The following is a 25,868-nucleotide window of genomic DNA, read 5'->3' on the forward strand; positions in this document are numbered from 1 at the left end:
GTTGAACGCCTTCGAGATCGCCTTCGACGGCCGACTCTCCGCCGGCCGCCGCTAACTCAACCCAACCGAGTTACACCGTTCACTGGACACACCCCAGAGCGGGGCTCGGGGGCGACCCGGTGAGCAGCACGCGGATGGCCTGAGACGCCGCGGGCCGACTGCGACGTCTGCCGCCCGGCCGGTGGCCGGGCGGCAGACGCGAGGCAGGGCACCGAAACCAACGCAGCTTCGGGAGGGCAGAGCCGAACCGACGTGGACTTCTATGCCGTGATCCCGCGATCCTGTGACCGAGCAGTCCCAGGCGTTCCTACTTGCCGGGCAGGAACTCGGTGTCGCCGACGGGTGAAATTAGGTTCTGGATCACTTTCCGGGCTCTGTCGCTGATTGAGGGGTTCGCGCGGGGCCACAGATAGGTGGGCATCACCTGGGCGTGGCTGATGGAGTTCGGGTCGCTGACCTGCTCTTCCCGGGTGTCGGGGTGGAGATCGAAGAGATGATTGTCGGGGAGGGCGAGGTTCGCCTTGCCGTACGGTCCGTGGCGGCGTCGGCCGCCTGTCCGGGATGCGAGCACAGATCGTCGCGGCTGCACTGCTACTACAAGCGGCGACTGGCAGATCGCCCCGTAGCCGGCAGGCGGGTGCGCCTGGAACTGAGAGCGCGGCGTCCGGTGTGCGGCAACGACCGGTGCGGGCGGCGGACGTTCGCCGAGCAGATCCCGGATCTGACGTCCCGACACGCTCGCCGCACGACCGCCCTCACCGCTCAACTCACCGAGATCGCACTGTTCCTGGGAGGGCGGGCCGGAGCCCGGCTCTCGGGACGTCTGGCCATGACCGCGTGCAGGGACACACTGCTGCGCCTCATCCGAGCACTGCCCCTCCCATCATCGGGCCTCGTCCCGCGCCTGGGTGTGGACGAGTTCGCCGTGCGCCGCGGTCGCACCTACGCGACGATCCTCATCGACATGGACACCCACCGCCCGGTCGACGTCCTCACGGACCGCACCGCCAACACCTTCGCCGCCTGGCTGCGCGACCACCCCGAGGTGCGGATCATCTGCCGTGACCGCGCCGACTCCTTCCGCGACGGCGCCCGCGCCGGTGCGCCACAAGCCCAACAGGTCGCCGACGCCTGGCACCTCCTGCACAACCTCGCCGAGGCCGTCGAACGCGTCGTCGGCCGCCATCGCGCCGACCTGCGCGAACCCCTCACCGCCGGTGACAACCACGATGACGTGCCCCGTTCCGGGACCACCGCCCTCAACGAGCTGGACATCCACGGCAGGCCGCGTCCCCTGGTCGCCCGGACCCGTGAGCGCCACCAGCAGATCCACGAACGCATCGAACGCGGCCACAGCTTTCGTGCCATCGCCCGTGAACTCCGCCTCAGTCGTGGCACCGTCCTGCGCTTCGCCCGAGCCGCCGACGTCGAGCAACTCCTCGTGGCCGCGACCCACCGCCCCAGCCTGGTCGACGACTACCGGCGCTACCTGCACCACCGGTGGATGGAGGGCTGCACGAACGCCGCCGCGCTCACGCGGGAGATCCAGCAGTTGGGCTACCGCGGGGACGTCAACACCGTCCAGCGGCACCTGCGGCCCTACCGCAACGGAGCGATCCCGGCGGAGGCCCCGCTTCCTCACTTGACCGTGCGCCGCGTCACGGACTGGATCATGCGCCGACCCGACCGGCTCGACGACACCGAACGCAAGTGCCTTGAGGAGCTGTGCGAGCGCAGCCCCGCGCTGGCCACGACCACCGAGTACGCCCGGCGCCTGGCCACCATGGTTCGCGAGCGCCGCAGCGAGCACCTGGCCCTCGACGTCTGGCTCGCCGATGTCCGTCTCGACGGACAACGAGAACTCCGCTCGCTGGCCGGCGGGATCCGACGTGACCGCGCGGCTGTCCTCGCCGCCCTGACCACCACCCTCACCTCGGGCGCTGTCGAAGGCAACGTGACCAGGATCAAACTGCTGAAGAGACAGATGTACGGCCGGGCCAACTTCGACCTCCTGCGACGCCGCATCCTCCTGTCACCGTGATCAACAAGGAGGAACCCCTCAATCAGCGACAGAGCCCGGAAAGTGATCCAGAACCCGAAATTAGGGCCACGGACGGCGACGGCCAGGACGTGGTCGTGCTTGGCCTCCTCCTGGCGGGCCCGGAAGTCCGGGTGGCACAGGTACCGGGCCGGTCGGCGGCGCACCCACCACCTGGATGCGACCGTTGAACCTGGGACAGATCCACAAGTCCGTAGGCGCCGGCGAGGGGCCCGGACCCTTGAGTCGGGCCACGGCATCGTCGTCACCTAGCGTCGCACCCGTCGCATCGCGCTGGAGGAAGCCGCGCCCGTGCCGAACCCGGTGCCAGCCGCGACGGGGGTTCACTGGACGTCAGACGGGTTGTCCGTCGCTCCGGCAGCTGGTCGTACGGATCGTCACCGACTGCGACCGGCGGCCCCACGGTCGATGGGTTCGGGCGCCGCGCGGGGTCAGTGCGGTCCGCCCGGAGCCCGGAAGTCCCGCACCCGCTCGACGACCGACCGCTCAGGTGGCGGCAGGCGGTCCGCCGGGCGTTCGGTGGGTGGCTGATGGCGGGGCCGACCGGTCGAGGACTCCTTGGTCTCCCGCGCCCTGACCGCGAGGTCGCGCAGCTCGGCCTCGCTCGTTACGGCCCGTACGGCCGGGAAGAGCCGCGCCTCCTCGTCGCCGGCGTGCCGGGTCACCTCCTCGGCCAGCCGGGCGACCAGCCGGTCGAAGCGGGGCGAGGTGACGTGGGTCGGGCGGAGTTCCTCCAGCAACGCCTCCACCGCGCGGTGGTCGGCGAGTTCGCGTTCCACAACGGCCGGCCCGTCGGCCAACCGGTCCCGGGCGATCGGATAGAGGTGTTGCTCCTCCGCCCGGGTGTGGCGGACCAGTTGATCGGTCACGAGATCGGCCAGGTCCTTGCGCTGCAGGTCCCCACTGGGTACGCCACTGAGTTCGCTGAAGTGGACCAGCACGGACCGGTGGTCGGCGGTCAGCTGCTCCAGCAGGTCTTCGTCGTAGTGCACGGCGAATGCTCCGTTCTGTGTCCTTGCCGGGTAGGGGGCGGCCCGCCGGCGGGCCCTGAAGCCCCGTCTCCGTCATGGGCGGGTTCCCATCGCCCCTGCGTGTCCCTCGGGAGCCCCGGAGCCAAACGGTCGTCCGCACGTGGCCCGCACTCAGCGCGGGTCGGCGGCCCCGGCCCGGGTACGCAGCGCGGCATCGATTCCCCGGAGGAAGTGTTCGAGGTCACCGGGGTTGCGTGAAGTCACCAGCCGCCAGTTGTTGGCGTCGTCCGTGACCAGCGGTTCGTCGGCCCAGGTGGCGCCGGCGTTGGCCAGGTCGGTACGCAGCGACGGGTAGGAGGTGAGCCGCTTGCCGTAGGCCACGCCCGCTTCGGCCAGCAGCCATGGGCCGTGGCAGATGGCGGCGACGGACCGTCCGGCGGTGGTGAAGGCGAGCACCGTGTCAACGGCCGCCCGGTGGAGCCTGAGGGTGTCCGCGTTGATGGTGCCGCCCGGGATGAGCAGCAAGTCGTAGTCGCTGGCGTCGACCTCGTCGAGGGTGAGTGTCGGTTGCACTGTCTCGCCGGGCTCCCTGTCCCCGACCAGGGTGCGGATCCCGTCCTGTTCGGGGGCGGCGATGTCGACGTGGACGCCGTTCTCGCGCAGGTGCAGTACGGGGACGAGCAGTTCGTCCTGTTCGACGCCGTAGTTCGTCACGATCGCCAGGACCTTGCCGTGCTGGGTCATTTCTCCTCCTGGTACGCGGATTTCCCTCGGGTGTGCGAACGCGCACCCAGGGCTCGGCGGGTACCCGCCGAGCCCTGGGCCATGCCGGATCAGCCGTTCCTGATCCGGCATGGCCACGGGCCGCCAGGAGGGTGTCCCGGCGGCCGGTGGCGTGGACGGTCGACAGCGGATTCAGCCCGGACTGATCCGGCCGCGCCAGCCGCCCTCCTCCGTGCCGCGTTCCTCGATGAACTCCTTGAACCGCTTCAGGTCTCCCTTCACCCGGCGGTCGACCACTCCTGTGACGTCGGCGGCCTTCTCCACCATGCCCTCGGGCCGGAAGTCGATGGCCATGGCGACCCGGGTGTGGCCCTGGTCGAGTTGTTGAAAGGTCACCACGCCCTTCTGGTCCACTTCGCCGTCGGTGGTCCGCCAGGCGATCCGCTCGTCGGGCAGCTGGTCGACGATCTCGGTGTCGAACTCACGGGTGACGCCGCCGATGCTGGTCCGCCAGTGGTTGTGGCGGTCGTCCAGCTGGGTCACCGAGTCGACGCCCTCCATGAAGCGCGGGAACTCCTCGAACAGCGTCCACTGGTTGTACGCGGTGTGCAGGGGGACGTCCACGTCCACGGACTCCTTGACCATGCTCATCCCGGCCTCCTCTCACGGTTCGACCGGGGCTGTCCCGGCCGTACCGTGCGCCTGCCCCGCCGGTGCCGGCCCAATCACGCGTCCCGGGCCGCGCGGTCGCCCTCGTCCGGAACGCGGGCACCGATCGGCCGGTCGACGGCCATCACCGTCCGACCGGCCGACCTGTGACCACCGCGGGGCGGGGTACGCCGTGGGCAGCGAACGGCGCCGGAGGGCACGCGTCCCCGCGCTCACTCCCCGCCGGCCGTGCCGTCCGAGTCCCGGTGGTCCCGCTCCGCAGGCCGCGGCGATCGCCCGTGCCGCCGGTGGCTGGTGTCGCAGAACGGGTACGTGCGGCTGCGCCGGCAGGCACACAGGGCCACCACCGGACGGTCGGACAGCCGCCGAGTGCCGTCCGGCAGGACGACCTCCACCGGTCCCTCGACCAGCAGCGGGCCACCCGGCACGACGAACACCCGGGTGGCGGGGCGCTCAACGCTCTCGGACACCGCGCACCACCACCAGCTCCTCCTCGCGTTCGCCCGGCCGGATCAGTCCGAGCCGCTCGAACAGGGCGGCCCGGGCCGTCATGACCGGCCCGAAGAGCTGCCGCCGTCGCGCCGCCACCTCCGTACGCAGTGCGGCTGTGTGCAGGAGCGCCAGGGTGGCCGGCACGTCCGCGAGTGCGGACTGCACGACCAGCAGCACGCCGCCCTCGGCCAGCGCCCCGGGAACCGTCCGGCAGATCCGGTCCAGGACCAACCGTCCGTCCGGTCCGGCGTCCCAGGCCAGCGCTGCACCCCGGCCGGGAGCCGCCCCGGCCGGGTCCGTCGGGACGTACGGGGGATTCGCGGTCACCAGGTCGAAGCGCTCACCGGGCAACGGCGCCAGGAGGTCGCCCCGGCGCAACCGGACCCGGTCGTGGTGCAGCCGGGTGTTGCACCAGGCGGCGGCCACCGCCCGGGCGGACAGGTCCACCGCCGTGACGAGGGCCCCGCTGCGCGCCGCCGCGATCGCGACGGCCCCGGTCCCGGTACACAGGTCGAGCACCCGGCTGGAGCCGTCCAACGGCTCCCGTCCCACACAGGCGGCCAGCAGTTCGGTGTCACCCTGGGGCGCGTAGACCCCGGGTGGGCGGATCAACAGCATGCCGAGCGGCTGCCCGACTGGGCACGGTTCACACCTGCCACACCGGGCACCGCAGCGGTGAGCACACCACCCCTGCACGACGGGCTCGGGGCGCACGCCGAGGCCGGCCACCCGACGCCACGCCTGCCGGACCCCCGTGATGCCGACACAAGCGAGGAGAGGGAGCCTGGTGAGGTGGACGACAGCGGCACCCCGGGCGGTACGGGCCACGGCCAGGAGCTGCCACCGACGGTAGGCGTGGAGGAGGAGTACTTCGTCGTGGACCCCGCGACCCGGGCCGTGGTTCCCGGCGGTCCGCGGCTGGCCGCCCGCGCCGCGGGCGTGCTGGGAGACCTGGTGTCCGGTGAGTTCACGGACCTCCAGGTCGAGGTGCGGACACCACCGTGCGCCACGATGGGCGAACTGTCCGCCCAGCTCGTTCGGTTGCGCCGCACGCTCGCCGCGTGCGCCGAGGCCGAGGGCCTGACGGTATGTCCCAGTGCGACGCCCGTGATCGGGGGCGGTAGCGCGGTGCCGGTGGGCGACCACCCCCGGTACCGCGACGGGGTGGAGCTGTTCCGGACCCTGATGGACGACTTCGCGGTCTGCGCCCTGCACGTCCACGTCTGCCTGCACGACCGCCAGGTGGCGGCCCTGGTCGGCAACCACCTGCGCCCGTGGCTGCCGCTGCTGGTGGAGATGAGTGCCAACTCGCCGTTCCACGCCGGACGGGACACCGGATACGCGAGCTGGCGCTCGGTGCTGCGGCTGCGCTTCCCCTCCCTCGGACCGCCACCGTGGGTCGAGTCCTTCGACGACTACCGGCGCGTCGCCAGCGCGATGGCGGAGGTCGGCGGGAGCTCCTTCGCCGAGCTTCCGTTCTGGGACACCCGCCCGCACCCCCGCCTGCCGACGCTGGAGGTGCGGTGCATGGACGTTCCGGCCGAGTCCGCGGACTCGGTGGCCCTGGCGGCCGTCGTGCGCGGTCTGGTGGTGACCTCCGCCCGCCTGGCGGAGCGCGACGACAAGGGCCCCCGGCTGCGCGGTGAGCTGTTGCGCGGCGCGTACTGGTACGCGACCCGCGACGGCTGGCCGGGGCCGGGAGCGGACGCGCTGACCGGGCGCGTCCTGCCCGCCCCGGAGCGCGCACGGAGGCTGGTCGAGCACATCGGCGCGGCGTTGGAGGACCTGGGGGACCTGGAGCGGGTCACGGCCTTCGTCGACCGGCTGGCCATCCGCGGCAGCGGCGCCCACCGTCAGCGTGCCGCCCACCGGGCCGGCGGCCTGCCCGCGGTCGTGGACGACCTCGCGAACTGCATGACCACCCCGCAGGCCGTCCCGCCCCGGTCATCCGCACGGCGGACCCTCCGGGGGTGCGACCCCGACGGGTGTGCCAGCGTGGAGGAAGCCGGAAGGGCACCCGGCCCCATGTCCACGGACGCCCGCGACCGCCCGGAGAAGCCGATGGACGACAGAGCGCAGCAGCACGGACAACCGCCCGAGCGCGGCGGTCGGGTGCGCCGAGACGGGTACGCCCGCCTGAACGCCGCGGACCTCGGCATCGACACCGTGGCCCTGGCCGAGGACTTCACCCGGCTCGCCGACTCCTACCAGGGCCTGCCGCCGGATCCGTACGCCCGTGAGACCCACCGCTTCCGCCGCTACTCGCATGCCGTCCACCTGCCCTGGACCGGCGAGCTGTCCTACATCCCCGGTACCCCCGACGAGGAGTTCGGCACCGTCACGGAGTACTGGCAGGACGAGCACAACCCCGAGTACCCCCGGGTGCGGCGCCGGTTGCCCGACATCCCGGAGGCCTTGCACCGCAACCGGCTGCTCGACGCCCTCGTCCGCGCCGACCTGGACCGTGCCCTGTGGCTGGAGGACCTGCACCGCGTCCCCGTCTACGTCGGCATCCACCTGATCTCGCTCGGCGTCCACGACCAGGAGCAGGAGGCGGTGTCCTCACCGAACTGCCTGCACCAGGACGGCGGTTCGCCGGCCACCTTCACCTTCGCCCACCTGATCGGCCGCCGGAACGTGAAGGGCGGCGAGAACGTCATCGCCACCCCGGAGAGCGCCGGCCGGCAACCCTACGCGCTGCCCCCGGAAGCGATCCACGACCGCTTCGTGCTGACCGAGCCGCTTGACGGCTACGGCGTGCACGACCGACGCGTCAGCCACTACGTCGGCCCCGTCCGCCTCGGTGACGACGGGAACGAAGGGCGCCGCGACATCCTCATCGTCGGAATCGCCCCCTACGCCCCCGGGCTTTGACCGGGGGGATCCACTCCCTGAATTCGCTCCGGCGCTTCGTGGTCGAGCCTCGGGACGCGGTCCCCTGGTGACGTGCCTTACGAGAGACAGCTCAACGCACCGCAGGCGCTCGAAACGAGGATGATCGCGCGGGCACGGCTGCTGTCCCGGCCGAGGACGGGTGGGAATGCTGCGGTCAGAGCAGCGGGGTGGCGTGCAGGCAGGTGTGCCGGCCGGGCCCTGTGGCGGCGTCCAAGGGCCTGGCCGTACCGGCTTGGATCTCCACCCTGAAGGTTCCGGTGTCGTCGGCGTAGATCGGGATGCCGTCGGACGTCCTGTCGCCGGTGGCGTGGACAACGACGATCTCGGGCGGGCGTTGCGCGCCTGGTGGGCCCGGCATGGTGATCGCGTAGCGCTCGGAGGTGTCCATGGCGGACCTCATGGTGCAGGTGGGGCACCGGCGTCGGCGAGGGCGGCGCGGACGGTGTCGCGGACGGTGAAGCCCTGTCGGTGCCGGTGACCTCCAGCAGGCGCCTGGTCCGAGCGAACGGGACGGCCGAGACCAGGGCGGTCGCGGCAGCGCAGGCGTCCGAAGCGCGCTTGGAGCAGGGCGTCGAGACGAGTGGAGTCGCGCAGAAGGAGGTGGGACAGGTCGATCTCACGGGGCGGGCCGTCCTTGACCGCGCGGACGAGGGTGTCCTCCAGCCGACCGCGCCGGTCATGGTCGTCCTTGCCGCCCCGGCGGATGGTGCCGGCTGTCCCGGGCAGGTCTGCGACCGTGATCCGCAGGGCCGGGCCGGCAGACGTCCTCGGCGGACAGTGGTGGGCGGACATGATCGGCCTCCTCGCGCGAGGGAAGCTGTCCGCTTATGATCCTGCCCCACCGATGGGCTCGAAATCCACCGGCCTGGGCCGCCGGAGTCGCCCGCTCGACCGGCCTCGGCGACACCCTTGAGGATCACCGCGCCAGTCGGGGGCAACCCACCAACCCGCATGCTCGTTGCCCAGAGGCCTCGCCGACCCGGCTGCCCGCAGGCAACGCCGTGGGCGACGGTGACGGGCTGATGGCGATCATCGCCTGCGGAGGGCACCGTGTGGCGTGTTGCCGCGCCCGCGGCCCGCCGGGGACGGTGTCGGTAGACAGTGGAGGCGGCTGTCTTTGCGTACCGGACGGAGAGGGCGTCGGCATGACGTTTCAGCATCCTGCTCGTAAGCATGGGAACGGTCGGCGCGGGCGGTTCGAGGAGTTCGCGGAGCTGGCGTCGAACTTCACCAGCTCGCCGCTGTTCGCGCTGGTGTGCCTGTGCCTGGTGGGCGCGGTCGTCGCGGTACATGTGGCCGGGCTGCCGATCGAGTGGCAGCTTCTGGTGGGCGATGCGATGGGCGCGGTGACGCTCTTGCTGCTGGCGATGCTGAAGAACTCCGAGCGACGGGCCGAGCATGCCATCCAGCGCAAGCTGGATGCGATCGTCCGGGCGATGCTGGAGCAGCATGAAGGTAAGCGCGGTCAGGCTTACGAGGATCTGAAGGCAGCCATCGGCATGGAGGAGCGGCTGTAGGGGCCAGGGAGGATTCAGGTCTGGGCGGCGATCGCGACGCACAGCACCGTGACGCCGAGGGCGAGCCGGGCGAGGTAGTCGCCGAGATGTCCAGAACGCAGGCGGCGCAGCGCCCGTACAGCTCGGGCAGCCGCGTGCCGGTCGGCAGCGGGCCGGCGGAGGGCTGTGGTGGCCAGGATGTCGCAGCCGGTCCGGGGCAGTCTGCGACCGGCGACGGCTAGCAGTGCCGCCCCGAGCAGGGGAATGGCCACCGCGAACGGCAGCAGGGCTGCTTCGGTCACGGTCAGCCCTTGCCCGGCCGTGTCATGGGCTCCGGGTCAGTCGGGAGGCTCCGGCGGGCGGGGGTGCCCGGGCTCCGGCGAAGCAGGCTCCGTGGGCTCGCCCGGGCCGGGCGGGGCCGGCGGTTCAGGGGGCGGTTCGGGCGAGCCGGGAGGCGCGGGCGGATCCGGCGGCACTGGTGGCTCCACCGGCTCCGGCGGGCTGGGCGGCTGCGGCGGGGGCGACGGCAGTGGAACCGGGGCGACATCGGGCTCGGACGACACAGGAACGGCACCCACGGTCACCAGCTCCTATCGGCCCAGGGCATGTTCGAGTTCCTTCTTGTTCATCTTCGAGCGCCCGTGGATGTTGCGCTGCCTGGCCTCGTTGTAGAGCTGCTCCTTCGTCGGCCCCTGGGCGCCACTGTGCGAACGCAGCCCACCGCGACGGGAGGAGGACATGTCCTTCACCGAGCTGCGGCTGGCGGTCTTCGACTCCCCGTGCCGGGCACGCTCCTTGTTCACGGTGCGCGCGGCGATCTCCTCGGCGCGCTTCTCGCTCTCACCACGCTCCAGCGCACTGTCTTTGATGTGCTCGTACTGCCGCTCCCGCTTGGGACTCGATCCGCGAGGCATGATCACACACTCCTGTCCGATGACTGCGGGGTGCGTGTTCCCCGCATCCGTGAGAGGAACCCGCTACCAACACCGGGCAAACCGGCTTGCACCCGTCCAGCCGCGCGCCCGGTCGTCGAACCGGCCGTGCGCCCCGAAGTCCCGCCGGGCATCCACCAGCTCGAACAGGTTGTCCGGGTCCGTGGCGCGGCGTCGGCGGTCCTCCTGCTGGGAGTCGAAGCCCGTGCGGGCCAGGTAGCGGTCCAGCAGCCCGGGCACGGCGGCGTTCGCCACCAGGGTCGCCACCGTGCTGCCGCCGACCCAGTACTCCCGCCGCCCGGGATGGTCGGCGGCGAACAGCACGGCGGTCGCGCGGCCGATGCCGCCGCTGGCCCCGGTGATGACGATGGTCCGGCAGGCAGTTTCCACCCTGCCTCGGGTTTCCCGGAAACAGCGGGGCAAACGGCCTGGCGCCGCGTGCGTGGCCGGTCGTCGGGCCGTAGCGTCGACAGGGTGGACATGCCGGGGCGTGAGTGAGGGAGGCTTCGATGCCGGCCGCAGCGCTGTTCGATGTCGACGGTACATTGCTCGACACCAGCTACTGGCACTCCGTTGCCTGGACCGAGGCGCTCACCCAGTTCGGCCACACCCCGGCGATGGCCCGCATCCATGGGGCAATCGGCATGGGCGGTGACCAGCTCTTCGACCACGTGCTGGGCGAGGGCCGTGACCACCGCCAGGACGAGGCGATCACCGCGGCGCACCAGGCGCTCTTCGCCCGGTTCTGGTCGCGCCTGCGGGTGTTCGACGGCGCCGGCGGTCTGCTGCGGGAACTGAAACGGCGCAGCTGGACGATCGCCCTCGCCTCCTCCGCCTCGGGACGTGACCTGGAGACCATGCGCAGGGTGCTGGCCGCCGACGACGCGATCGATCACGCCACCAGCGCCGACGACGTCGAAGCCGGCAAGCCCGCCCCCGACCTCGTCCGCGCTGCTGTGGCCACGTCCGGTGCCAGACCGGGCGAGGCACTGTTCGTCGGCGACACCCCGTGGGACGTCCAGGCCGCCGCCAGGGCCCAGGTCACCTGCGTGGCGGTGCTCTCCGGCGGCTTCGGCGAGCGGGCCCTGGGCTCGGCCGGAGCCCTCAAGGTCCACACCGATGTCGGCGAACTCCTCGCCTGTCTCGATTCCAGCGCCCTCGCGGACCCGTCGCACTTCCAGCCCGTACGCGGCTGAACGCACAGCCGTGGACGACTCCCCCGACAGCGGGTACGCGGTCTCCGCAGAGTTCTACGATCTCCTGCAGGCCGAGACCGACCGCCGTCTGGCCGAGCGGCGCTTTGCCGCGGCCGCCAGCCGGGCCCGCCACGCGGTCCTTGATGTCGGTGCCGGCACCGGCACCGTCACCGAGGTCCTGCTGCGCGCCTCCCGTGTGCCCGTCCACGCCGTCGAACCGGCCCCGGCCATGCGCACCGCCCTGCTGTCGCGCCTGGCCCACCTCGGGGCGGACCAGCGCGCTCGCGTCACCGTGCACCCCGAGCCCCTCGAGGCGGCGGGCCTGACGGCCGTGGCGGACTTGGCCGTCGCCTCCAACATGATCGCCTGCCTGGATCCCCCGACCAGGCGGGCCACCTGGAAGGCGATCTCGGCAGCCCTCCTGCCCGGCGGCCTGCTCCTGTTCGATCCGCCGCCCGCCGGCCTGCCGAGAGGGTGCGAGGCAGCGGGACGGCTCGGTCCGGTGCGGGTCGGCCCCGACCAGTACAGCGCCGAAGTCATCCGTCGGCCCCACCGCGGCATCCTGCGCGTGGTCTTCACCTACCGCGTCGAACGAGAGCAGGAGCTCCTGCGCGAGACCCGGGAGGCGTTCGACATGTGGCCTGCCCCGCCCGAGCGGCTCACCGAGGAACTCGAAGCCGCAGGACTGCACGTTGTGCAAGCCCCCGGATCCGACCTCATGGCGGCTCGCCGCCCCGCTCTCTAGATCCGACCCCGCCCGCCTGCGGGCATCACGTTCCGGGGTGCCACTGATGCTGGACGGCCCACAGCACGAGCGTTTGACCGGAACCCGGATGGACCCACAATCCCGGCTACGCACGGATTCACGGCGGCGCTGGCCGGCTGGATCTCCACCGCCGGAAGAACCGAGCCGGCCTGCCCTCGCGCGCATGCCGTCGGAGCCGGCCTCATCCGCTCAGCCAACCCCTGGCGCCGGACCGCCCGCGGCCCCGGCGACCAGCGCCGCGGGCATCGCGCCGCAGTCTCGATCCCGTGCCGCACCGGATCAGTCGTCTGCTTCGCCCGGCAATGTCCCGCTATCCTCGTCAGCCGGTTACTCACCGGATGCCGACATGCAGCGACCGCCGTTAATCCCCCTCACCATCGTCATCGGCGGCTGACTGGTCGCCGCCGACCAGGGCCCACCCCACAAGACTTCCGCCGTACACGGTGAAGCCCACCCCGATCAGCCAGGACTGGACCACCAGGACTGCGCCGACAGTGCCGTAGGAGACCGCGTTGGAGACCAGCAACGGGGCGAAGACCAGCCGTGAGAACAACCGAAGACCGGCCAGGGCGACCATCGTGGCCACCGCACCGGGCACAAGCCCCCGCTGCGGGGCACGGGCCCCGAGCAAAAAGCGCGGAAGCCACCAGAACAGCAGCAGGCCACCCAGCACCGTGGCGAGGATCCGCAAGGTCGGTTGGACGGCGGTGTGGTGCCACGGCACACCGCTCCACGCCGCGAGGACGAGATAGCCGGTCAGCCCGGCCAGCGCGACGACTTGGCGCCACACGCGGTGCCACGGTCCTCCCGGCAGGCCCCAGATCCGCTCATAGGCGCCCTGCATCGCACTCGTCAGCGAGATACCGAAGACAGCCAGCGCGGCGAGGCTGAACCCGGTGGTCGTGCTGAGGACCTGCCCGCGTGAACTGAACAGCATCTCGACGGCCTGGCCGCCACGTGGCGACAACCCCAGGCCGTCGGTGATCCACTGGGCGATCCCGTTGCCGCGGGCCGGGGAAGCCGCCGCGATGACCATGAGCAGCGGCACCAAGGTCACGAAGAACAGTGCAGCGAAGGCCAGCGAACGCTGCATCAGCTCGATGTCCGACCCGCGCCCCCACGCGCGCCCCCACACAGAGCACAACCGGTGCCAGGCAGCTCGCACAGGAGCGGGACCGGCACTCGCACGACGCCTCACAGGGCACGCCTTCGCACGCCGTTCAGCTGCCAGAACTTGCGGCATCCCGGCAGCGCCGAATGCCCCGGATCCGTGAAGTGCCGTGCCGCCACCTTTGCCTCCCGGAGGTATCTGAACCCGAAGGTGCCAACCGCCGGGACCGGGCCCTGTAGCGGGGCCTCGCCCCTGTGCGTACTCGGTTCTACGTGGCCAGAGGAGTCGGACAGCCCCGGGTCAGCAGTTCAGGGCGGGCAGGACCAGCTCACGGTAGGCGTCGAAGAAGACCTCCTGGTCGGGGCCGACCTGCCCGACGTAGACCTCGTCGAACCCGGCGCGCGCATATGCGCGCACTGTCTCCACGTGCTGCTCCACATCGTCGCCGCAGGCGACCGCGTCGGCGATCATGTCGCGCGTGACGAGCTGACTTGCCTGTTCGAAGTGCGCCGGGCTGGGCAGGAGTTGGGCGAGCTCGCCGGGCAGCAGCTCGGTCGGCCACAGCCGGTGCACCACGTCCACGGCCGCTTCCCGGTTGCTGCTCCAGCACACCTTCACACCGCCCACCACCTTCTTGCCCTGGCCCCCGGCCTCGCGGAACGAACCCACGAGGTCGGCGTCCGGGGTCATGGTGACGAACCCGTCCCCGATCCGGCCAGCCAGTTCGGCGGCCTTCGGCCCGAAGGCGGAAACGTACACCGGCAGCGGCTGGTCGGGGGCAGTGTAGAGGCGGGCGTTGTCGACGGTGTAGTGCCGGCCGCGGTGGCTGACCGGTTCACCGGTGAACAACTTGCGCATCACCTCGACGGCCTCCTCCAGCATCTCGGCCCGCACCTCGAACGACGGCCACGCATCGCCGTGAACGTGCTCGTTCAACGCCTCCCCCGTCCCGACGCCAAGAGCGAAGCGCCCATCCAGCAGAACGCTGGATGTGGCGGCGGCCTGCGCGGTCACCGCCGGATGCAGCCGCACCATCGGACAGGTCACCAGCGTGGTGACCGGCAGCGAGACGGCCTGCGACAACGCCCCGATCACCGACCACACGAACGCGCTGTTGCCCTGTGCGTCGTCCCACGGATGGAAGTGATCGGAGACCGCCAACCGGGTGAACCCGGCCTGCTGCGCGCGGCGGCCCTGGTCGATCAGCTCCGCGGGGGTGAACTCCTCACACGACAGGAAGTAGCCGTACTCGGTCAATCGGGATCTGCTCCTTCGTGAACGTCCTCCCCGCTTCGGGTTGCGGCCACTCGGGCACTGCCGCCACCACGCTAGGCCGAAGGTCCTTCGAGTACTCCCTGACAGCGCCGCAAGGCCGACGGAATCGACCGCGAACGGGTTAAGCCGGCGAACGGGCAGCGCTCACCGGCCTCGCCCTGACGAGTGCGGACGGCCAGTTGGCCCCCGTAGGTCCGGGCCTGCCCGCGCAGCGGGACCGGAACTCCTCCTGGGCAGGTCACGCGGGCGATTCGGGCTCGGGTTCAGCGCTGCGGGAACCGGTGCTGTTCGATCAGGTGGACGAAGTCCTCCCAGAACGAGGCGCCGGGCTGCCGGCCCGGGCCGCACAGGGCAACCCCGGCGAGGTGCTCCGCCTCGCGGTCCCCTGCGGCGCGCACGAGCGCCGTGCCGGCGCCGAGCGCGGCCACCGGTTTGCCGTGCCGCAGTGCCTCGTTGACGAACCGGACGGCGTCCGGATCCACGACGAGCGCGTCCTCTGCGCCGTCCGGGACGACCACGGCGTCGTACAGCACCGAGGCGGTGGTCGCCAACGCCCGCTCGACCTCCACGTCTTGGCCGTCGCTGCCGGCCACGCTCCCGCCGTACCGGGCCAGGGTCTCCACCGTGGCGCCCTCGGCCTGCAGGGCGGTGCGCGCGGCCCGCACCTGGACGGCGTCCACGCCCTGCGCCACCAGGACGGCGACCTTGCGGGTACGGATGCCGTGGCCGCGCAGGTTCTCCAGGCTCAGCGCGGGCGAGACCCGCTCCCCTGCTGCTCCGGCCTCGCGGTTGCCGGTGGACCGGTCCGGTGCGGGCTCGGGCGCGGGCTCGGGTTCGCCGATGCGGCGGGCGACCTCCACAGCCAGTTCCTGGTCCACGCGGATCAGGTTGGCGACCATCCGGCGCCGCACGGCCTGGTCCCCGACCTTGCCGAGCTCGAAGGAGAACGCGGCGATGATGTGCCTCTGCTCCCAGTCGGCCATGCTGCGCCAGAACAGCGCGGCCTGGCCGTAGTGGTCGGCGAAGCTCGGACTGCGCCGGCGGATCGCCTGCCCGTCGACACGCTCCTGGTAGTGCTCGAACACCCCCTCGGCAAGGCGCCCGCCGCCCAGGGTGGCCGGGCATCCGCCGCCGACCGAGTTCGGCGCGTAACTCGTCCCGGAGTGGATCACCTGCTGGCCGTAGCCGTCGCGCTGGTTGGTGCGCACCTCGGCGAGCGGGCGGTTGACCGGCAGCTGGGAGAAGTTGGGACCGCCCAGGCGGATCAACTGAGTGTCCAGGTAGGAGAAGTTGCGACCCTGCAGCAGCGGGTCGTTGGTGAAGTCGATGCCGGGAACGATGTTGGCGGTGTGGAAGGCGACCTGCTCGGTCTCGGCGAAGAAGTTCTCCGGGTTGCGGTCGAGGACCATCCGGCCGACCGGCCGCACCGGCACGAGTTCCTCCGGCACCAGCTTCGTCGGGTCCAGCAGATCGAACGGGAACGAGAACTCGTCCTCCTCCGGGATCAGCTGGACGCCGAGTTCCCACTCCGGGAACTCGCCGGCCTCGATCGCCTCCCACAGGTCGCGGCGGTGGAAGTCGGGGTCGCGTCCGGCAGTGATCTGGGCCTCGTCCCAGACCTGGCATGCGACGCCGAGTTTCGGCTTCCAGTGGAACTTGACGAAGGTGGCGCGCCCCTCGGCGGTCACGAGGCGGAAGGTGTGCACGCCGAAGCCCTGCATCATCCGGAAGCTGCGTGGGATCGCCCGATCAGACATCGCCCACATCAGCATGTGGGTGGACTCGGGCTGCAGCGAACAGAAGTCCCAGAACGTGTCATGTGCGGTGCCGCCGGTGGGGATCTCGTTGTGCGGCTCCATCTTCACCGCGTGCACGAAGTCGGGGAACTTGATCGCGTCCTGGATGAAGAACACCGGCATGTTGTTGCCGACCAGGTCGTAATTGCCTTGCCTGGTGTAGAACTTGGTGGCGAAGCCGCGGACGTCGCGCACCGTGTCGGCGGAGCCGCGCGGGCCCTGGACGGTCGAGAAGCGAACGAACACCGGGGTCCGGCGCCCGGCCTCCTGGAGGAAGTCGGCGCAGGTGAACTCGGCCAGCGACTCGTAGGGTTCGAAGAAGCCGTACGCGCCGGCACCGCGAGCATGCACCACCCGCTCGGGAATGCGCTCGTGGTCGAAGCGGGTGAGCTTCTCCCGCAGGTGGAAGTCCTCCAGCAACGTCGGGCCACGGTCGCCGACGGTCAGGGAGTTGTCCGTGTCGTCGACCCGCACTCCCTGGTCGGTGGTAAGCGCACCGTCCGGCTCCGGGGCCCGGAAGGCGTCCAGCGCGATGTCCTTGGCATCACGCTCCCCCCGCGAAGGACGGCCCGGATCGGGAGCCTCGGTGACAAGAGGCGCATGGGGGCGTCCTTCAGGCGGTCCGGGATTGATGGTCATCTCAATGCTCTCCGTCCTGGGACCTGTACGAGGCAGCTCGCGGCCGCCCGCGCTGCGGGTCGCGGCTGCCCGCCAGCGGCTCAAAGCCGGCACGCCCAGCTGGGAGCCTAGGGGTGTCGGAGCGGCTCCGCAGCCCGAGGCCGCACCCGGGCACGTCGAGCCTTCGAGCGTCGGTCCGACCGAGGGCCGACCGGGCCCGGCGAACACCGCAGCCCTGCGGGCCCGTACCGCATCGGGGGCTGTGCGCCGGGTTGCCCACGCGACTGTGGACCAACCGGGGGATGTACCCGGAGGCGGCCGTCGAGAGCGGGCGCGTCCCGGTCAGTCCTTCACTACCTGGTAGATGCCGTGGATGACGCCGGGTACGTGGCCGCACAGCTGAAGGAGGAGCGCCCAGAGACCTTGATGCTCGGGCCGTCCTTGATGAGCACCGCGAGCCACGGCAGGACCAGGCACAGCAGTACGAGCAGGACCGTCACCATGATCGTTCCTCGATTCACGACAGCGGACTCAACTCCGTTGATGAGTTGAGTCCGCTGTCGGAGCCCCCTGGATTCCGTATCGCGCCGCGGTGGGGCGGGCGGGACGGGATCGTCGCGGTCCGGCCTCAGTGCTTGAACGCGTCCTTGACCTTGGCGCCGGCCTGCTTGAGGTTGCCCTTGATCTGGTCGCCGCGGCCTTCTGCCTCGAGGGCGCGGTCGCCGGTGGCGCGTCCGACGTTCTTCTTCACGCCGCCCTTGACCGCTTCGGCCTTGTGGGCGGCCTTCTTGCCGATGCCCATGACTAGCTGCCTTTCGTGATGTCCGTCGGTGCCTCTCGCGGGGCGTAGGGGGCCTACCGGTGCCCGAGGCCGCGCCCGAGGAGGTGCGGTCTGTGGTGCCCTTTGCCGGACGCGGGTTCGCCTTCGCCCTGCGACATCGGATTGAGGCGAAGACCCGCTGTGTGCTCGCTGGTCGGCTCCTGCCTACGGACGAGGTCGTCCCGCTGCTGGGCGATCGTGTCGCGCTCCGCGACAAGGCCGTCGCGGTCCTGGACGGCCGATGCCGCCTGCGCGCGGGCGGCGTCGCGCTGCTCGACCACCTCGTCGCGTCGCCTGCTCACAGCCGCCGTTTCCCGGCGGGAGCGGTGCAGTGCGTGGCGTGCGGTGGCGCCGCGGCGCGCGCCGGCCAGCAGGAGGCAGAGGCCCAGCACTCCCACGGCCCCGACGACGATGCCGTAGAGGAACAACGTGCCGGTCGAGCCGTTCATGTGCTCTCCGAACACCGTGAACGCGTTGGTGAGCGTGTGTCCGCTGCCGGCATTGCCGACGACTCCGGCCACGGCGACAACGGCCGCGGCGACCAGGAGTATGAGTCCGAGAACGATGATCATGACGTACTCCCCAACGGATCTACGTCGTATGACTACAGTCAACTCCCGGACTAGACTGGTGTCCACACCGTAGGTCTACGAACTTGGTCACCGGTACTCACGCGCAGCGAGAGAAGGTGCCGATGTGGTCCCTCCTCCGGTCGCCCCGGCGGTCCGGGACGGCGATCCGCCTCTGAAGGACAGGCTCAGCCGGGAACGGATGCTGGCTTGCGCGCTGGAGATCATCGACCGCGAGGGCATCGAGAAACTGTCCATGCGTCGTCTGGCACGTGCGCTCGGCCACGACCCGATGAGTCTGTACCGCCACGCGGCGAACAAGGCGACTCTGCTCGACGGCGTCACCGATATGGTCCTCGGCCAGCTCACGCTGGAGGACCCCACCGATCCCGACTGGGCCGCCCAACTTCGTACCGTAGCCCGCCGCTACCGTCGGCTCGCCCTGGCCCACCCCAACGTCGTGCCGCTCATGGTCACCCGCCCGCTGGCCACCCCGCTTGCTCTGCGGCCTCGCAGCACCCTGCGCCTGCTGGAGGCCATCCTCGCCATGCTCACCCGCTCCGGCTTCAGCGGCGCCGACGCGCTTCACGTCTACCGCGCACTGTTCGGGCTGCTGCACGGCCACGTCCTCAACGAGCTGCAGGAACTCGTTGACAACCCCGACGAGACGGACGACCTGCTGCGCCTGGGCCTGTACCGGCTGCCTATAGCCGAGTTTCCTCTCCTGCGCGGTCTCGCCGGCCCTCTCGCCTCCTACGACGGAGCCGCCGAGCTGGAAAGCGGCCTCGACATCCTCCTCGCCGGCCTGGCGACCACACCTCAGGTGCGCCGAACCCGGGAATCACGCCATCGCGGCTGATACGGCATCCCCAAACCGGGCACCCGCGAAGCAAGGTGCAGCATTTCCTCCGCATCGGCGAAGGACCGCATCGGAAAAAGGGGGGCGAAGAAACGGAGCCCATTGTGATCATCCTCGGAGTCATCCTCCTCGTCATCGGATTCGTCACCGGAATCGGCATCCTGTGGACCATCGGCATCGTCTTGGCCCTCATCGGCCTCATCCTGTGGATCATGGGCGCAGTCGGCCACGAGGTCGGCGGCCGCCGCCACTACTGGTAGACCCCAGCGGACCAGCCATTGTCCCTGTGAGGGCAGCCCGGTCCTGCTGGGCGTCGATTCGCTGGCGGCATCGTCGCGCCGCTGCAGCATCCGGGTGCGGAGGATCACAGCGGGCTCAGTGACCGGGTGCGAGCGTGGCGGCGGCTTCGAGCATCAACCCGTGGACGAACGCCCGAGGCAGGTTGCCGCACAGCTGGCGCTGGGCGACATCGAACTCCTCGCGTAGAGGCCGGGCGGACCGCACGTGGCACGGTTGCGTTCGAACCCGCGCACCGCTTCCACGTCGTTGTGCTGCTGGTGCTCGGCCAGGGCCATGACGAATCCGCACAGCAGGAAGGCGCCCTCAGCATCCTGCTGGACCACCGATCTCGGTCGCTGTCGCCCCTGAGCACCGACAGGGCAGCGGCCTTGATCTGGTCCCAGGTGGCGTGCGGCGGGATCGGTGGCACCGCCGGGTCGGCGCGGAAGTCGATGACGAACGGCCGGTCCGCGGCCAGTGCCTGGCGCCGCGTTGTCCTCCACCGTCTTGCGCCACGTGCCGTCCGTCTTGCGCTCCAGGCATGCCGGGCGCAGCACAGTCGCTGCCCTGGACGAGCGCCCGGCGGCGACCGGTCGAGGTTCCGGTGGAACGGGTGGCGGTGCCCGGCGGCGGAAAACGGGTGGGTACGCGTGTCGCATTCAGGGGCATTCGTCGGGTATGCGCCTGTCGAGGGGCGGGTGATCCGTAGAGGACCGGACAGAAGGAGCGAAGTCAATGGCTGTGAGACACGTCCTGATCGAGCGGGCTCCGCAGGCGGTGTGGAGCGTGTTGGGCGATCCGGCCGCGTACGGCCGCTGGGTACCAGGCACGGAGCGGACCCGCCCGGGTGGGGGCCGGTGGCCCGCGGTCGGGTCGAGCCTGCGCTACACAGTCGGCGTCGGCCCGTGCCACTTCGAAGGCCGCACCGTTGTACGTGTGTGCGACAGCGGGCACCGGCTGGAACTGGAGGCTTTCGCCGGGCGGCTCGGCACCGTCCGGATCGCCATCGAGCTGATCGCATGGGGCGACGCCACCCTGGTGATCGTCGACGAGCACCCGCTGCGGGGCCTGAGCGGAAGCCTCCACTCGGCAGCCACGGACCTGGTGCTGGATCTGCGCCACCGCCGGATGCTCGCCTGCCTCGCCCGCACGGTCGAGGAGGCGCGCCGGGCGGCCGACCTGGAAGCGTCCGCGTCGGGGGGAGGTCCGTCATGGCCGACGCCGTCGTGATCGGGGCCGGGCCGAACGGCCTGGTCGCCGCGAACGTGCTGGCCGACGCCGGCTGGAAAGTGGAGGTGCTGGAGGCCCAGGACCGGGCCGGCGGCGCTGTCCGCAGCGACCGCGGCGTCCACCCCGACTACGTCAGCGACCTGTTCAGCTCGTTCTACCCGCTGGCCGCCGCCTCGCCGGTGATCGCGGCCCTGCGCCTGGAGGAGCACGGCCTCGCCTGGAGCCACGCACCGATCGTTCTCGCCCATCCCCTGCCCGACGGGCGCTGCGCCCAGTTGCAGCGTGGACCGGAGGCGAACATCGACGGCTTCGAACGGAACTTCGGCCGGCCGGACGCGCTCGCCTGGCGACGGCTGTCACAGCTGTGGCAGGACCTGGACCCGTGCCTGGTAGGAGCGATGTTCGCGCCGTTCCCGCCGGTACGCGCCGGGCTCACGCTCGCGGCGCGTCTTCGGGCACCGGGCCTGCTGCGGCTGGCCCGCTTCGCTGCGCTCCCGGTACGACGGCTGGCCGACGAGGAGTTCGACCGGGAGGGGCTGGGTCTGCTGCTGGCCGGCTGCGCGCTGCACGCCGACCTGCTGCCCGAATCGCCGGGCAGTGCCGCCTTCGGCTGGCTCATGGCCATGCTCGGCGAGCAGTACGGCTGGCCGGTACCGGTCGGCGGCGCCCGCGCCCTCAGCGACGCCCTGGTGCGGCGCCTGGAATCGCGCGGCGGCACGATCCACTGCGACACCCCGGTCAGCGAGGTCGTCGTCCGCGCCGGGCGCGCGCTGGGCATCCGCACCGCCCAGGGCGAGTACGTCCGCGCGCGCAGAGCCGTGCTCGCCGATGTGCCCGCCCCGCACCTGTACGGCCGCCTGGTCCAGGGAGGTCATCTGCCCTCCGGATTCCGCGACGCCGTGCGCCGCTTCCAGTGGGACTTCTCGACCGTCAAGGTCGACTGGGCCCTCGACGCGCCGATCCCCTGGATCGCCGAGTCCGCACACCAGGCCGGCACCGTCCACCTCGGGGCGACCTGGACGGAACTGAGCGACTACGCACTCCAGGTCAGCACCGGCCGTCTGCCGGCCCGCCCCTTCGGGCTGCTCGGCCAGATGACCACCGCCGACCCGTCCCGCTCGCCCGCGGGCACCGAATCGGCCTGGATGTACACCCACGTCCCCCAGCGCATCGTCGACGACCTCGGGCCCGACGGCATCTCCGGGTGCTGGGACGGCAAGGAAAGCGAAGCCATCGCCCACCGCATGGAGGCACAGGTCGAACGCTTCGCCCCCGGCTTCGCCGACCGGATCCAGGCCCGACGCGTGCTCACCCCGCCGGCGCTGGAACAGCTGGACCAGAACCTGGTCGGCGGGGCGATCAACGGCGGTACCGCAGCCCTCCACCAGCAGGCGCTGCTGCGCCCGGTACCCGGCACCGGGCGGCCCGAGACCCCCATCCAGCGGCTCTACCTCGCTTCCGCCTCGGCCCACCCGGGCGGTGGCGTGCACGGTGCCTGCGGCGCGAACGCCGCCCGCGCCGCGCTGCGCGCCCAGGGAGCCGTGACCGGTCGGCTGCTGCGGCCCGCGCTGGCCGGCGCCCAGCGGGCCCTGGCCGACCCGGGTGGGAGGTGAGACGGTGGCCGCCGGGCGGACGGGAGGCCGAGACGGGACCCGCGGCCCGGGTGGGCCGACCACAGCCGAGTCCGACGCACACGCGACCACGTGTCGGGGAAGGCCAGACACTTCAGCGAGCAGTCACCGACGAGCCGCCTGGCCCAGCCTCTGCGAGGGCCCTCTCCTACGTGTTCCTCGTCCCGCCTGAGATGTCGTACATCACCGACGAGATCTCCAACGTCACCGGTTCCCCTCTGCCCCAGCCATCCGGTCTCCCGGGGTGGCCCCCGGCAGTAGGGGGAAGCCGACCGGAGAGCTGCGGGCCGGGACAGCAGGGCTGTCATCGCGGGGGTCGGCCACCGCCGCCGGGGTCGCCGTGCTCGGACACGGCCGCCCGGCGGGCGGCCGTGCGACGAAGCACGACCTGGGGCAGGACGAGCCAGCTGGTAGCAAACCAGAGCAGACAGGCGGCGCTGAGGCCCCAGGCGGCGGCCGAGCTGCCGGTTGCGGTGCGCAGCAGGAGCAGCAGCGCGGCGGCGATGGTCAGGGCGAGGGTGGTGAGTCCGATGGCGATGAGGCGACTGGCGACGTGGATGAGTTCGGGTTTCATGCCGTGGCCGGTGAGGAAGCGGTGGAAGGCCACGGGCGCGATCAGGGCGCCGGTGGCGACGGCGCCGAGGACGACGGTGGCGACGTAGAGGTTCCTGTCGAAGTCGGACAGGGCGGCGAAGCGCGGGGTGAAGGCCACGCCGATGAGGAATCCGAAGAGGATCTGCGCGCCGGTCTGGCACACACGGACTTCCTGGAGCATCTCGTTCCAGAGCCGGTCGGCCCGCTGCTGGGGCGTCTCGTCGCGGCCCGGCGCGCCGTCGTACCTCGTCAACGATTCCTCCTTCCGCCTACGGGCGGTACTTGTAGCGGTTGGCCCGGACCCGTACGCCCAACAGTTCCTCGCCATGGGGCGGGCGATGGAGACGGGTGAAGCCGGCAGCGACCCGGAACAGGATCCAGAGGGGAAGCACCTGATGGTGCATTCCACGCCGCCGGATGTGGCGTTCACCGGCACCTCGGCACAGGAGGGCCGGCTTCCCCACCGGAGCGGGTGATCAGGCTGGGCACCAGGCGGCTCCTGCGGCGGGGTGGCCAGGACGGGCACTGGTTACTGAGGGCCGCAAGTCAGGGGCGGTCCTCGTGGTGGCCGCACAGCCACGCCAGCGCCCGGTAGACGCCCAGGGCGTAGGCGGCGTCCGTGCGTTCTTCCAGGGCATCGCGCAGGCGGACCGCGGCAGCCTGGCATTCGGCCAGCAGCTGTGCCCGGCACGGCCCGATGCTCCCGAGCGCGGCGGCAGCGGTGACCGGTGCCGCAATCTGGGCTCCGGAGGCCCACCGGTAGGCCTCCAGGACCCCGTGGTCGAACCCGCCCCAAGGCTGGGGGCGCCGATGGACGGTCTCGATCGCGTCGAACACCTCGTCCAGCGGGCGCACTCCCACGGCCGGGATCGTCGTCTCATCACTGGTCATGCCCGCAACCTACGACGACTCGCGGCCACCCGCCGCCGGGCTCGACAGCCGGACAGTGGACCGGCAAGGTTCCGGGCTATCGGATGCGGCGCAACCGGGTGAGCCACCCTGCCAGGCAGTGACCCAGAGGCCTAGCCCTGCACCGCCTCAGCAGTCCTGCGCCAAGCCCATCGACAGGCCGCACTCAGGGGCCTCGCCGGTGTCGGCACGGTCCCGTCCAGCGAACGCAGACCGGCGACGGCCCGGCTCGCCACCGACCTGTTCCAACGGCCACGCCCACCCTGGTGAAGGCGGGCGACATCGAATTCGCATGCCTCCTCCTCCACCACCGCTGGCTGAACTGTGTCACCTCCCCCGCCTCGAACGCTCCGCAGGCCCCACTCTGAACGGCTCTTTCGCGCTGCGGCGGCACGCCGGAGCACAACCGCGCGCTGCCCCCAGCGATCGCTCAGTCGTTTTCCGCAGGCACCGCGATCCGGCGTACCTGCCCGGCCTCCAGCTCGACGACGACGGCCAGCACCGGATGCAACCAGCGCACCACCGACCGCGCGCCCGGATGCGGCTGCCGAAGCCGCCTGGCGACCAGCACCCCGAACTCCGCCCGCACCAGCTCGGAGATCTCCCCGGTCACCAGCCGCCGACCGTCGGTGAGCACCACCAGCAGCCGCTTCCACTCGCCTGGTTCGCCGACAGCCCCGATCACCCAGCCCCTCACCGGGCCCCGCCCGGACGCCGCTCCAGCGCGGACGGCACAAGCATCAGCAAACTCCCTCCCTACACAAGACGCAATCATCCGAGCATGCCACCACACATCAGCGGAGACGATCCACGCAGCGGCTCTGCCCCGTCGTTTCCCACAGGCCCGTGATCAGAAGCTGGCCGCCGGAGGATCTGCCCTCCGGGAGTGCATCCACTCAACAGGCCGGCAGTCCGAGATGGCGGTGTGCTCGTGGCACAACCCGCAGGCGAAGAACCAGCGCTGCAGAGGGCTTCGGCGCGCAAGTCCCCGTCCCGGCCGATCGGGCGTCGCTATGTGGCGGAGACAGGCAACGCGCCGCAAAAGCAAGGGAGTTGTGCAGATATCTGGCCTGCCGACTGGCGGGTGGACGCTGGGGTAGGCGCGTTGGCACGCGTCGGCCCACCGGAGGCCGACGCACAAAGCCGTCGCAGGAGGGTGATCCGATGCAGAAGTCCGCTGTCCGCCCGATGCCCGTCACGTTCCCCGACAGCCCGCTGCCCGACGTCCCGGTCGACGTGGAGCTCCGCTTCGACACGGCCCTCCCATATGCGGCATGCCTGGTGTTCCCGCTGACCCCGTGCGACTGCACCGGCTCCAACGCCGAGGTGTGCTGGTACTTCAGCCGGGATCTGCTGAACGAGGGGCGCCACGTCCCCACCGGCACCGGGGACGTCAAGATCGGCCCCGGATCGGCCGGCGAAGTCCTCATCACCCTGCAGGGCCCCGACGGCCGGGCGGTGCTCAGCGCCCCGGAGGACGCCGTGGCCGCCTTCCTCACAGACTCATTCACCCTGGTGCCCGCCGGATCGGAAGCCGACCACCTTGATATCGACTCCGCCCTCGCCCGGCTGCGCGCAGCCGACTGATCGCACCCCACCGAGGTCGTCTCCGTCCTGCGCCGCGTCGCCACCACCACCGTCCACCACAGCGCATGAGACGACGCGCCCGCCAGCCACGGCACACCGAGGAACCGTGAGCACCCCCGGTCTCGACACCCTGCCGTTCTACTGCCCCGTCCCGGCCGCCATCCATCCGGAGGCCGACGCCGTCGAGCGGCGGGCCCAAGCCTGCGTCGATCGGACAGGGCTGTGCCCGACCGCGGGCTCCCGTACCCGGACCACCGCCACCAACATCGCCGAGTTCTACGCCCGCTTCGCCCCCGCCGCAGACCCCGATCGCTTGTGGGTCGCGACCTGCTGGGTCTACTGGGAATCCGCCTTCGACGACGCGCGCTGCGACGAGGGTCCGCTGGCCACG

At 71.3% G+C, this 25,868-nt stretch carries 29 protein-coding genes and 1 pseudogene; 10 read left to right on the plus strand and 20 right to left on the minus strand.

Annotation, left to right across the window (positions count from 1 at the left end; translation table 11 throughout):
• The first annotated feature begins 493 nt into the window (after positions 1-493).
• Positions 494-2,041 carry an ISL3 family transposase gene (locus ACGFSC_RS26305; protein WP_359904126.1) on the plus strand — a complete coding sequence of 516 codons (1,548 nt, stop codon included), beginning with the start codon at positions 494-496 and terminating at the stop codon, positions 2,039-2,041.
• A gap of 60 nt (positions 2,042-2,101) precedes the next feature.
• Here ACGFSC_RS26305 and ACGFSC_RS26310 read toward each other — a convergent pair whose 3' ends face one another.
• The 6 genes from ACGFSC_RS26310 to ACGFSC_RS26335 form a co-directional block, all read right to left on the minus strand.
• Positions 2,102-2,386 carry a hypothetical protein gene (locus ACGFSC_RS26310; protein WP_380351542.1) on the minus strand — a complete coding sequence of 95 codons (285 nt, stop codon included), beginning with the start codon at positions 2,384-2,386 and terminating at the stop codon, positions 2,102-2,104.
• Between the two features lie 104 nt (positions 2,387-2,490).
• Entirely contained in the window at positions 2,491-3,051 is a 561-nt protein-coding gene (locus tag ACGFSC_RS26315) for a hemerythrin domain-containing protein (RefSeq protein WP_359904108.1), read from the minus strand.
• Between the two features lie 150 nt (positions 3,052-3,201).
• On the minus strand, positions 3,202-3,774 hold the full coding sequence (locus tag ACGFSC_RS26320) for a type 1 glutamine amidotransferase domain-containing protein (RefSeq protein WP_359904105.1): 573 nt from the start codon (positions 3,772-3,774) through the stop codon (positions 3,202-3,204).
• Between the two features lie 171 nt (positions 3,775-3,945).
• Positions 3,946-4,404, minus strand: a complete 459-nt coding sequence (locus tag ACGFSC_RS26325) for an SRPBCC family protein (protein WP_359904102.1) — start codon at positions 4,402-4,404, stop codon at positions 3,946-3,948.
• 230 nt (positions 4,405-4,634) lie between these two features.
• Positions 4,635-4,892, minus strand: coding sequence for a CDGSH iron-sulfur domain-containing protein (locus tag ACGFSC_RS26330; RefSeq protein WP_359904099.1), 258 nt, complete (start codon positions 4,890-4,892; stop codon positions 4,635-4,637).
• On the minus strand, positions 4,876-5,532 hold the full coding sequence (locus tag ACGFSC_RS26335; protein ID WP_359904096.1) for a HemK2/MTQ2 family protein methyltransferase: 657 nt from the start codon (positions 5,530-5,532) through the stop codon (positions 4,876-4,878). The genes ACGFSC_RS26330 and ACGFSC_RS26335 overlap by 17 nt, the downstream gene beginning before the upstream one ends.
• Positions 5,533-5,706: 174 nt before the next feature.
• Between ACGFSC_RS26335 and ACGFSC_RS26340 the strand changes: the two genes are divergently transcribed.
• A complete protein-coding gene (locus tag ACGFSC_RS26340) occupies positions 5,707-7,788 on the plus strand; it encodes a YbdK family carboxylate-amine ligase (protein WP_359904093.1) in 2,082 nt (693 codons plus the stop codon).
• Positions 7,789-7,963: 175 nt separating this feature from the next.
• On the opposite strand, the gene ACGFSC_RS26345 is transcribed toward ACGFSC_RS26340, so the two are convergent.
• Together ACGFSC_RS26345 and ACGFSC_RS26350 are read right to left on the minus strand one after the other, a co-directional pair.
• Positions 7,964-8,197: a DUF6296 family protein gene (locus tag ACGFSC_RS26345; RefSeq protein ID WP_359904090.1), complete on the minus strand. Its 234-nt coding sequence runs from the start codon at positions 8,195-8,197 to the stop codon at positions 7,964-7,966.
• A gap of 8 nt (positions 8,198-8,205) precedes the next feature.
• Positions 8,206-8,601, minus strand: coding sequence for a hypothetical protein (locus ACGFSC_RS26350; protein ID WP_359904088.1), 396 nt, complete (start codon positions 8,599-8,601; stop codon positions 8,206-8,208).
• Between the two features lie 353 nt (positions 8,602-8,954).
• Here ACGFSC_RS26350 and ACGFSC_RS26355 point away from each other — a divergent pair, with 353 nt between their 5' ends.
• Positions 8,955-9,326 carry a low affinity iron permease family protein gene (locus ACGFSC_RS26355; RefSeq protein WP_359904085.1) on the plus strand — a complete coding sequence of 124 codons (372 nt, stop codon included), beginning with the start codon at positions 8,955-8,957 and terminating at the stop codon, positions 9,324-9,326.
• Between the two features lie 14 nt (positions 9,327-9,340).
• Here ACGFSC_RS26355 and ACGFSC_RS26360 read toward each other — a convergent pair whose 3' ends face one another.
• The 3 genes from ACGFSC_RS26360 to ACGFSC_RS26370 form a co-directional block, all read right to left on the minus strand.
• Entirely contained in the window at positions 9,341-9,607 is a 267-nt protein-coding gene (locus ACGFSC_RS26360) for a hypothetical protein (RefSeq protein ID WP_359904082.1), read from the minus strand.
• A gap of 288 nt (positions 9,608-9,895) precedes the next feature.
• Entirely contained in the window at positions 9,896-10,219 is a 324-nt protein-coding gene (locus ACGFSC_RS26365; RefSeq protein WP_359904079.1) for a plasmid stabilization protein, read from the minus strand.
• 63 nt (positions 10,220-10,282) lie between these two features.
• Positions 10,283-10,627 (minus strand): hypothetical protein, encoded by a 345-nt coding sequence (locus tag ACGFSC_RS26370; RefSeq protein ID WP_380630775.1) that lies wholly within the window; start codon positions 10,625-10,627, stop codon positions 10,283-10,285.
• Positions 10,628-10,746: 119 nt separating this feature from the next.
• On the opposite strand from ACGFSC_RS26370, the gene ACGFSC_RS26375 reads away from it, so the two are divergent.
• Both ACGFSC_RS26375 and ACGFSC_RS26380 read left to right on the plus strand, forming a co-directional pair.
• The gene (locus ACGFSC_RS26375; RefSeq protein WP_359904076.1) at positions 10,747-11,433 is read left to right on the plus strand and encodes an HAD family hydrolase; all 687 of its coding nucleotides are present in this window, start codon (positions 10,747-10,749) and stop codon (positions 11,431-11,433) included.
• 10 nt (positions 11,434-11,443) lie between these two features.
• Positions 11,444-12,178 carry a class I SAM-dependent methyltransferase gene (locus ACGFSC_RS26380; RefSeq protein ID WP_359904073.1) on the plus strand — a complete coding sequence of 245 codons (735 nt, stop codon included), beginning with the start codon at positions 11,444-11,446 and terminating at the stop codon, positions 12,176-12,178.
• A gap of 382 nt (positions 12,179-12,560) precedes the next feature.
• On the opposite strand, the gene ACGFSC_RS26385 is transcribed toward ACGFSC_RS26380, so the two are convergent.
• The 5 genes from ACGFSC_RS26385 to ACGFSC_RS26405 all read right to left on the minus strand — a co-directional run bounded on the left by ACGFSC_RS26385 (position 12,561) and on the right by ACGFSC_RS26405 (position 18,391).
• Positions 12,561-13,292, minus strand: coding sequence for a ribonuclease BN (locus ACGFSC_RS26385; RefSeq protein ID WP_359904070.1), 732 nt, complete (start codon positions 13,290-13,292; stop codon positions 12,561-12,563).
• Between the two features lie 318 nt (positions 13,293-13,610).
• Entirely contained in the window at positions 13,611-14,567 is a 957-nt protein-coding gene (locus ACGFSC_RS26390; RefSeq protein WP_359904067.1) for a TIGR03557 family F420-dependent LLM class oxidoreductase, read from the minus strand.
• Between the two features lie 281 nt (positions 14,568-14,848).
• Entirely contained in the window at positions 14,849-17,020 is a 2,172-nt protein-coding gene (locus tag ACGFSC_RS26395; protein WP_359904064.1) for a catalase, read from the minus strand.
• A 607-nt stretch (positions 17,021-17,627) separates the two neighbouring features.
• Positions 17,628-17,801 carry a CsbD family protein gene (locus ACGFSC_RS26400; protein ID WP_359904062.1) on the minus strand — a complete coding sequence of 58 codons (174 nt, stop codon included), beginning with the start codon at positions 17,799-17,801 and terminating at the stop codon, positions 17,628-17,630.
• A gap of 53 nt (positions 17,802-17,854) precedes the next feature.
• On the minus strand, positions 17,855-18,391 hold the full coding sequence (locus ACGFSC_RS26405; protein WP_359904059.1) for a hypothetical protein: 537 nt from the start codon (positions 18,389-18,391) through the stop codon (positions 17,855-17,857).
• 124 nt (positions 18,392-18,515) lie between these two features.
• Here ACGFSC_RS26405 and ACGFSC_RS26410 point away from each other — a divergent pair, with 124 nt between their 5' ends.
• A complete protein-coding gene (locus ACGFSC_RS26410) occupies positions 18,516-19,247 on the plus strand; it encodes a TetR/AcrR family transcriptional regulator C-terminal domain-containing protein (RefSeq protein ID WP_359904056.1) in 732 nt (243 codons plus the stop codon).
• A 104-nt stretch (positions 19,248-19,351) separates the two neighbouring features.
• Entirely contained in the window at positions 19,352-19,507 is a 156-nt protein-coding gene (locus ACGFSC_RS26415; RefSeq protein ID WP_359904053.1) for a DUF6131 family protein, read from the plus strand.
• 368 nt (positions 19,508-19,875) lie between these two features.
• Here ACGFSC_RS26415 and ACGFSC_RS26420 read toward each other — a convergent pair.
• Positions 19,876-20,013: pseudogene (locus ACGFSC_RS26420) on the minus strand (pyruvate decarboxylase); the annotation flags it as partial.
• Between the two features lie 248 nt (positions 20,014-20,261).
• Between ACGFSC_RS26420 and ACGFSC_RS26425 the strand changes: the two are divergent.
• Together ACGFSC_RS26425 and ACGFSC_RS26430 are read left to right on the plus strand one after the other, a co-directional pair.
• Positions 20,262-20,756 carry an SRPBCC family protein gene (locus ACGFSC_RS26425; RefSeq protein ID WP_359904051.1) on the plus strand — a complete coding sequence of 165 codons (495 nt, stop codon included), beginning with the start codon at positions 20,262-20,264 and terminating at the stop codon, positions 20,754-20,756.
• Positions 20,738-22,369, plus strand: coding sequence for an NAD(P)/FAD-dependent oxidoreductase (locus ACGFSC_RS26430; RefSeq protein ID WP_359904048.1), 1,632 nt, complete (start codon positions 20,738-20,740; stop codon positions 22,367-22,369). Before ACGFSC_RS26425 ends, ACGFSC_RS26430 begins: the two co-directional genes overlap by 19 nt.
• A 322-nt stretch (positions 22,370-22,691) precedes the next feature.
• Here the strand turns inward: ACGFSC_RS26430 and ACGFSC_RS26435 are convergent, their stop codons facing one another.
• From ACGFSC_RS26435 to ACGFSC_RS26445, 3 genes are all read right to left on the minus strand, one after another.
• A complete protein-coding gene (locus ACGFSC_RS26435; protein ID WP_359904045.1) occupies positions 22,692-23,234 on the minus strand; it encodes a DUF6328 family protein in 543 nt (180 codons plus the stop codon).
• Positions 23,235-23,527: 293 nt separating this feature from the next.
• Positions 23,528-23,872, minus strand: a complete 345-nt coding sequence (locus tag ACGFSC_RS26440; RefSeq protein ID WP_359904042.1) for a hypothetical protein — start codon at positions 23,870-23,872, stop codon at positions 23,528-23,530.
• A 448-nt stretch (positions 23,873-24,320) separates the two neighbouring features.
• On the minus strand, positions 24,321-24,575 hold the full coding sequence (locus tag ACGFSC_RS26445; RefSeq protein WP_359904039.1) for a hypothetical protein: 255 nt from the start codon (positions 24,573-24,575) through the stop codon (positions 24,321-24,323).
• A gap of 479 nt (positions 24,576-25,054) precedes the next feature.
• Between ACGFSC_RS26445 and ACGFSC_RS26450 the strand changes: the two genes are divergently transcribed.
• Complete coding sequence (locus tag ACGFSC_RS26450; protein WP_359904036.1) at positions 25,055-25,477, plus strand: SsgA family sporulation/cell division regulator; 423 nt, start codon at positions 25,055-25,057, stop codon at positions 25,475-25,477.
• Positions 25,478-25,868: the final 391 nt, after the last annotated feature.

It is taken from the genome of Kitasatospora sp. NPDC048715, from assembly GCF_043198905.1.
Classification (GTDB): domain Bacteria; phylum Actinomycetota; class Actinomycetes; order Streptomycetales; family Streptomycetaceae; genus Kitasatospora; species Kitasatospora lactacystinica.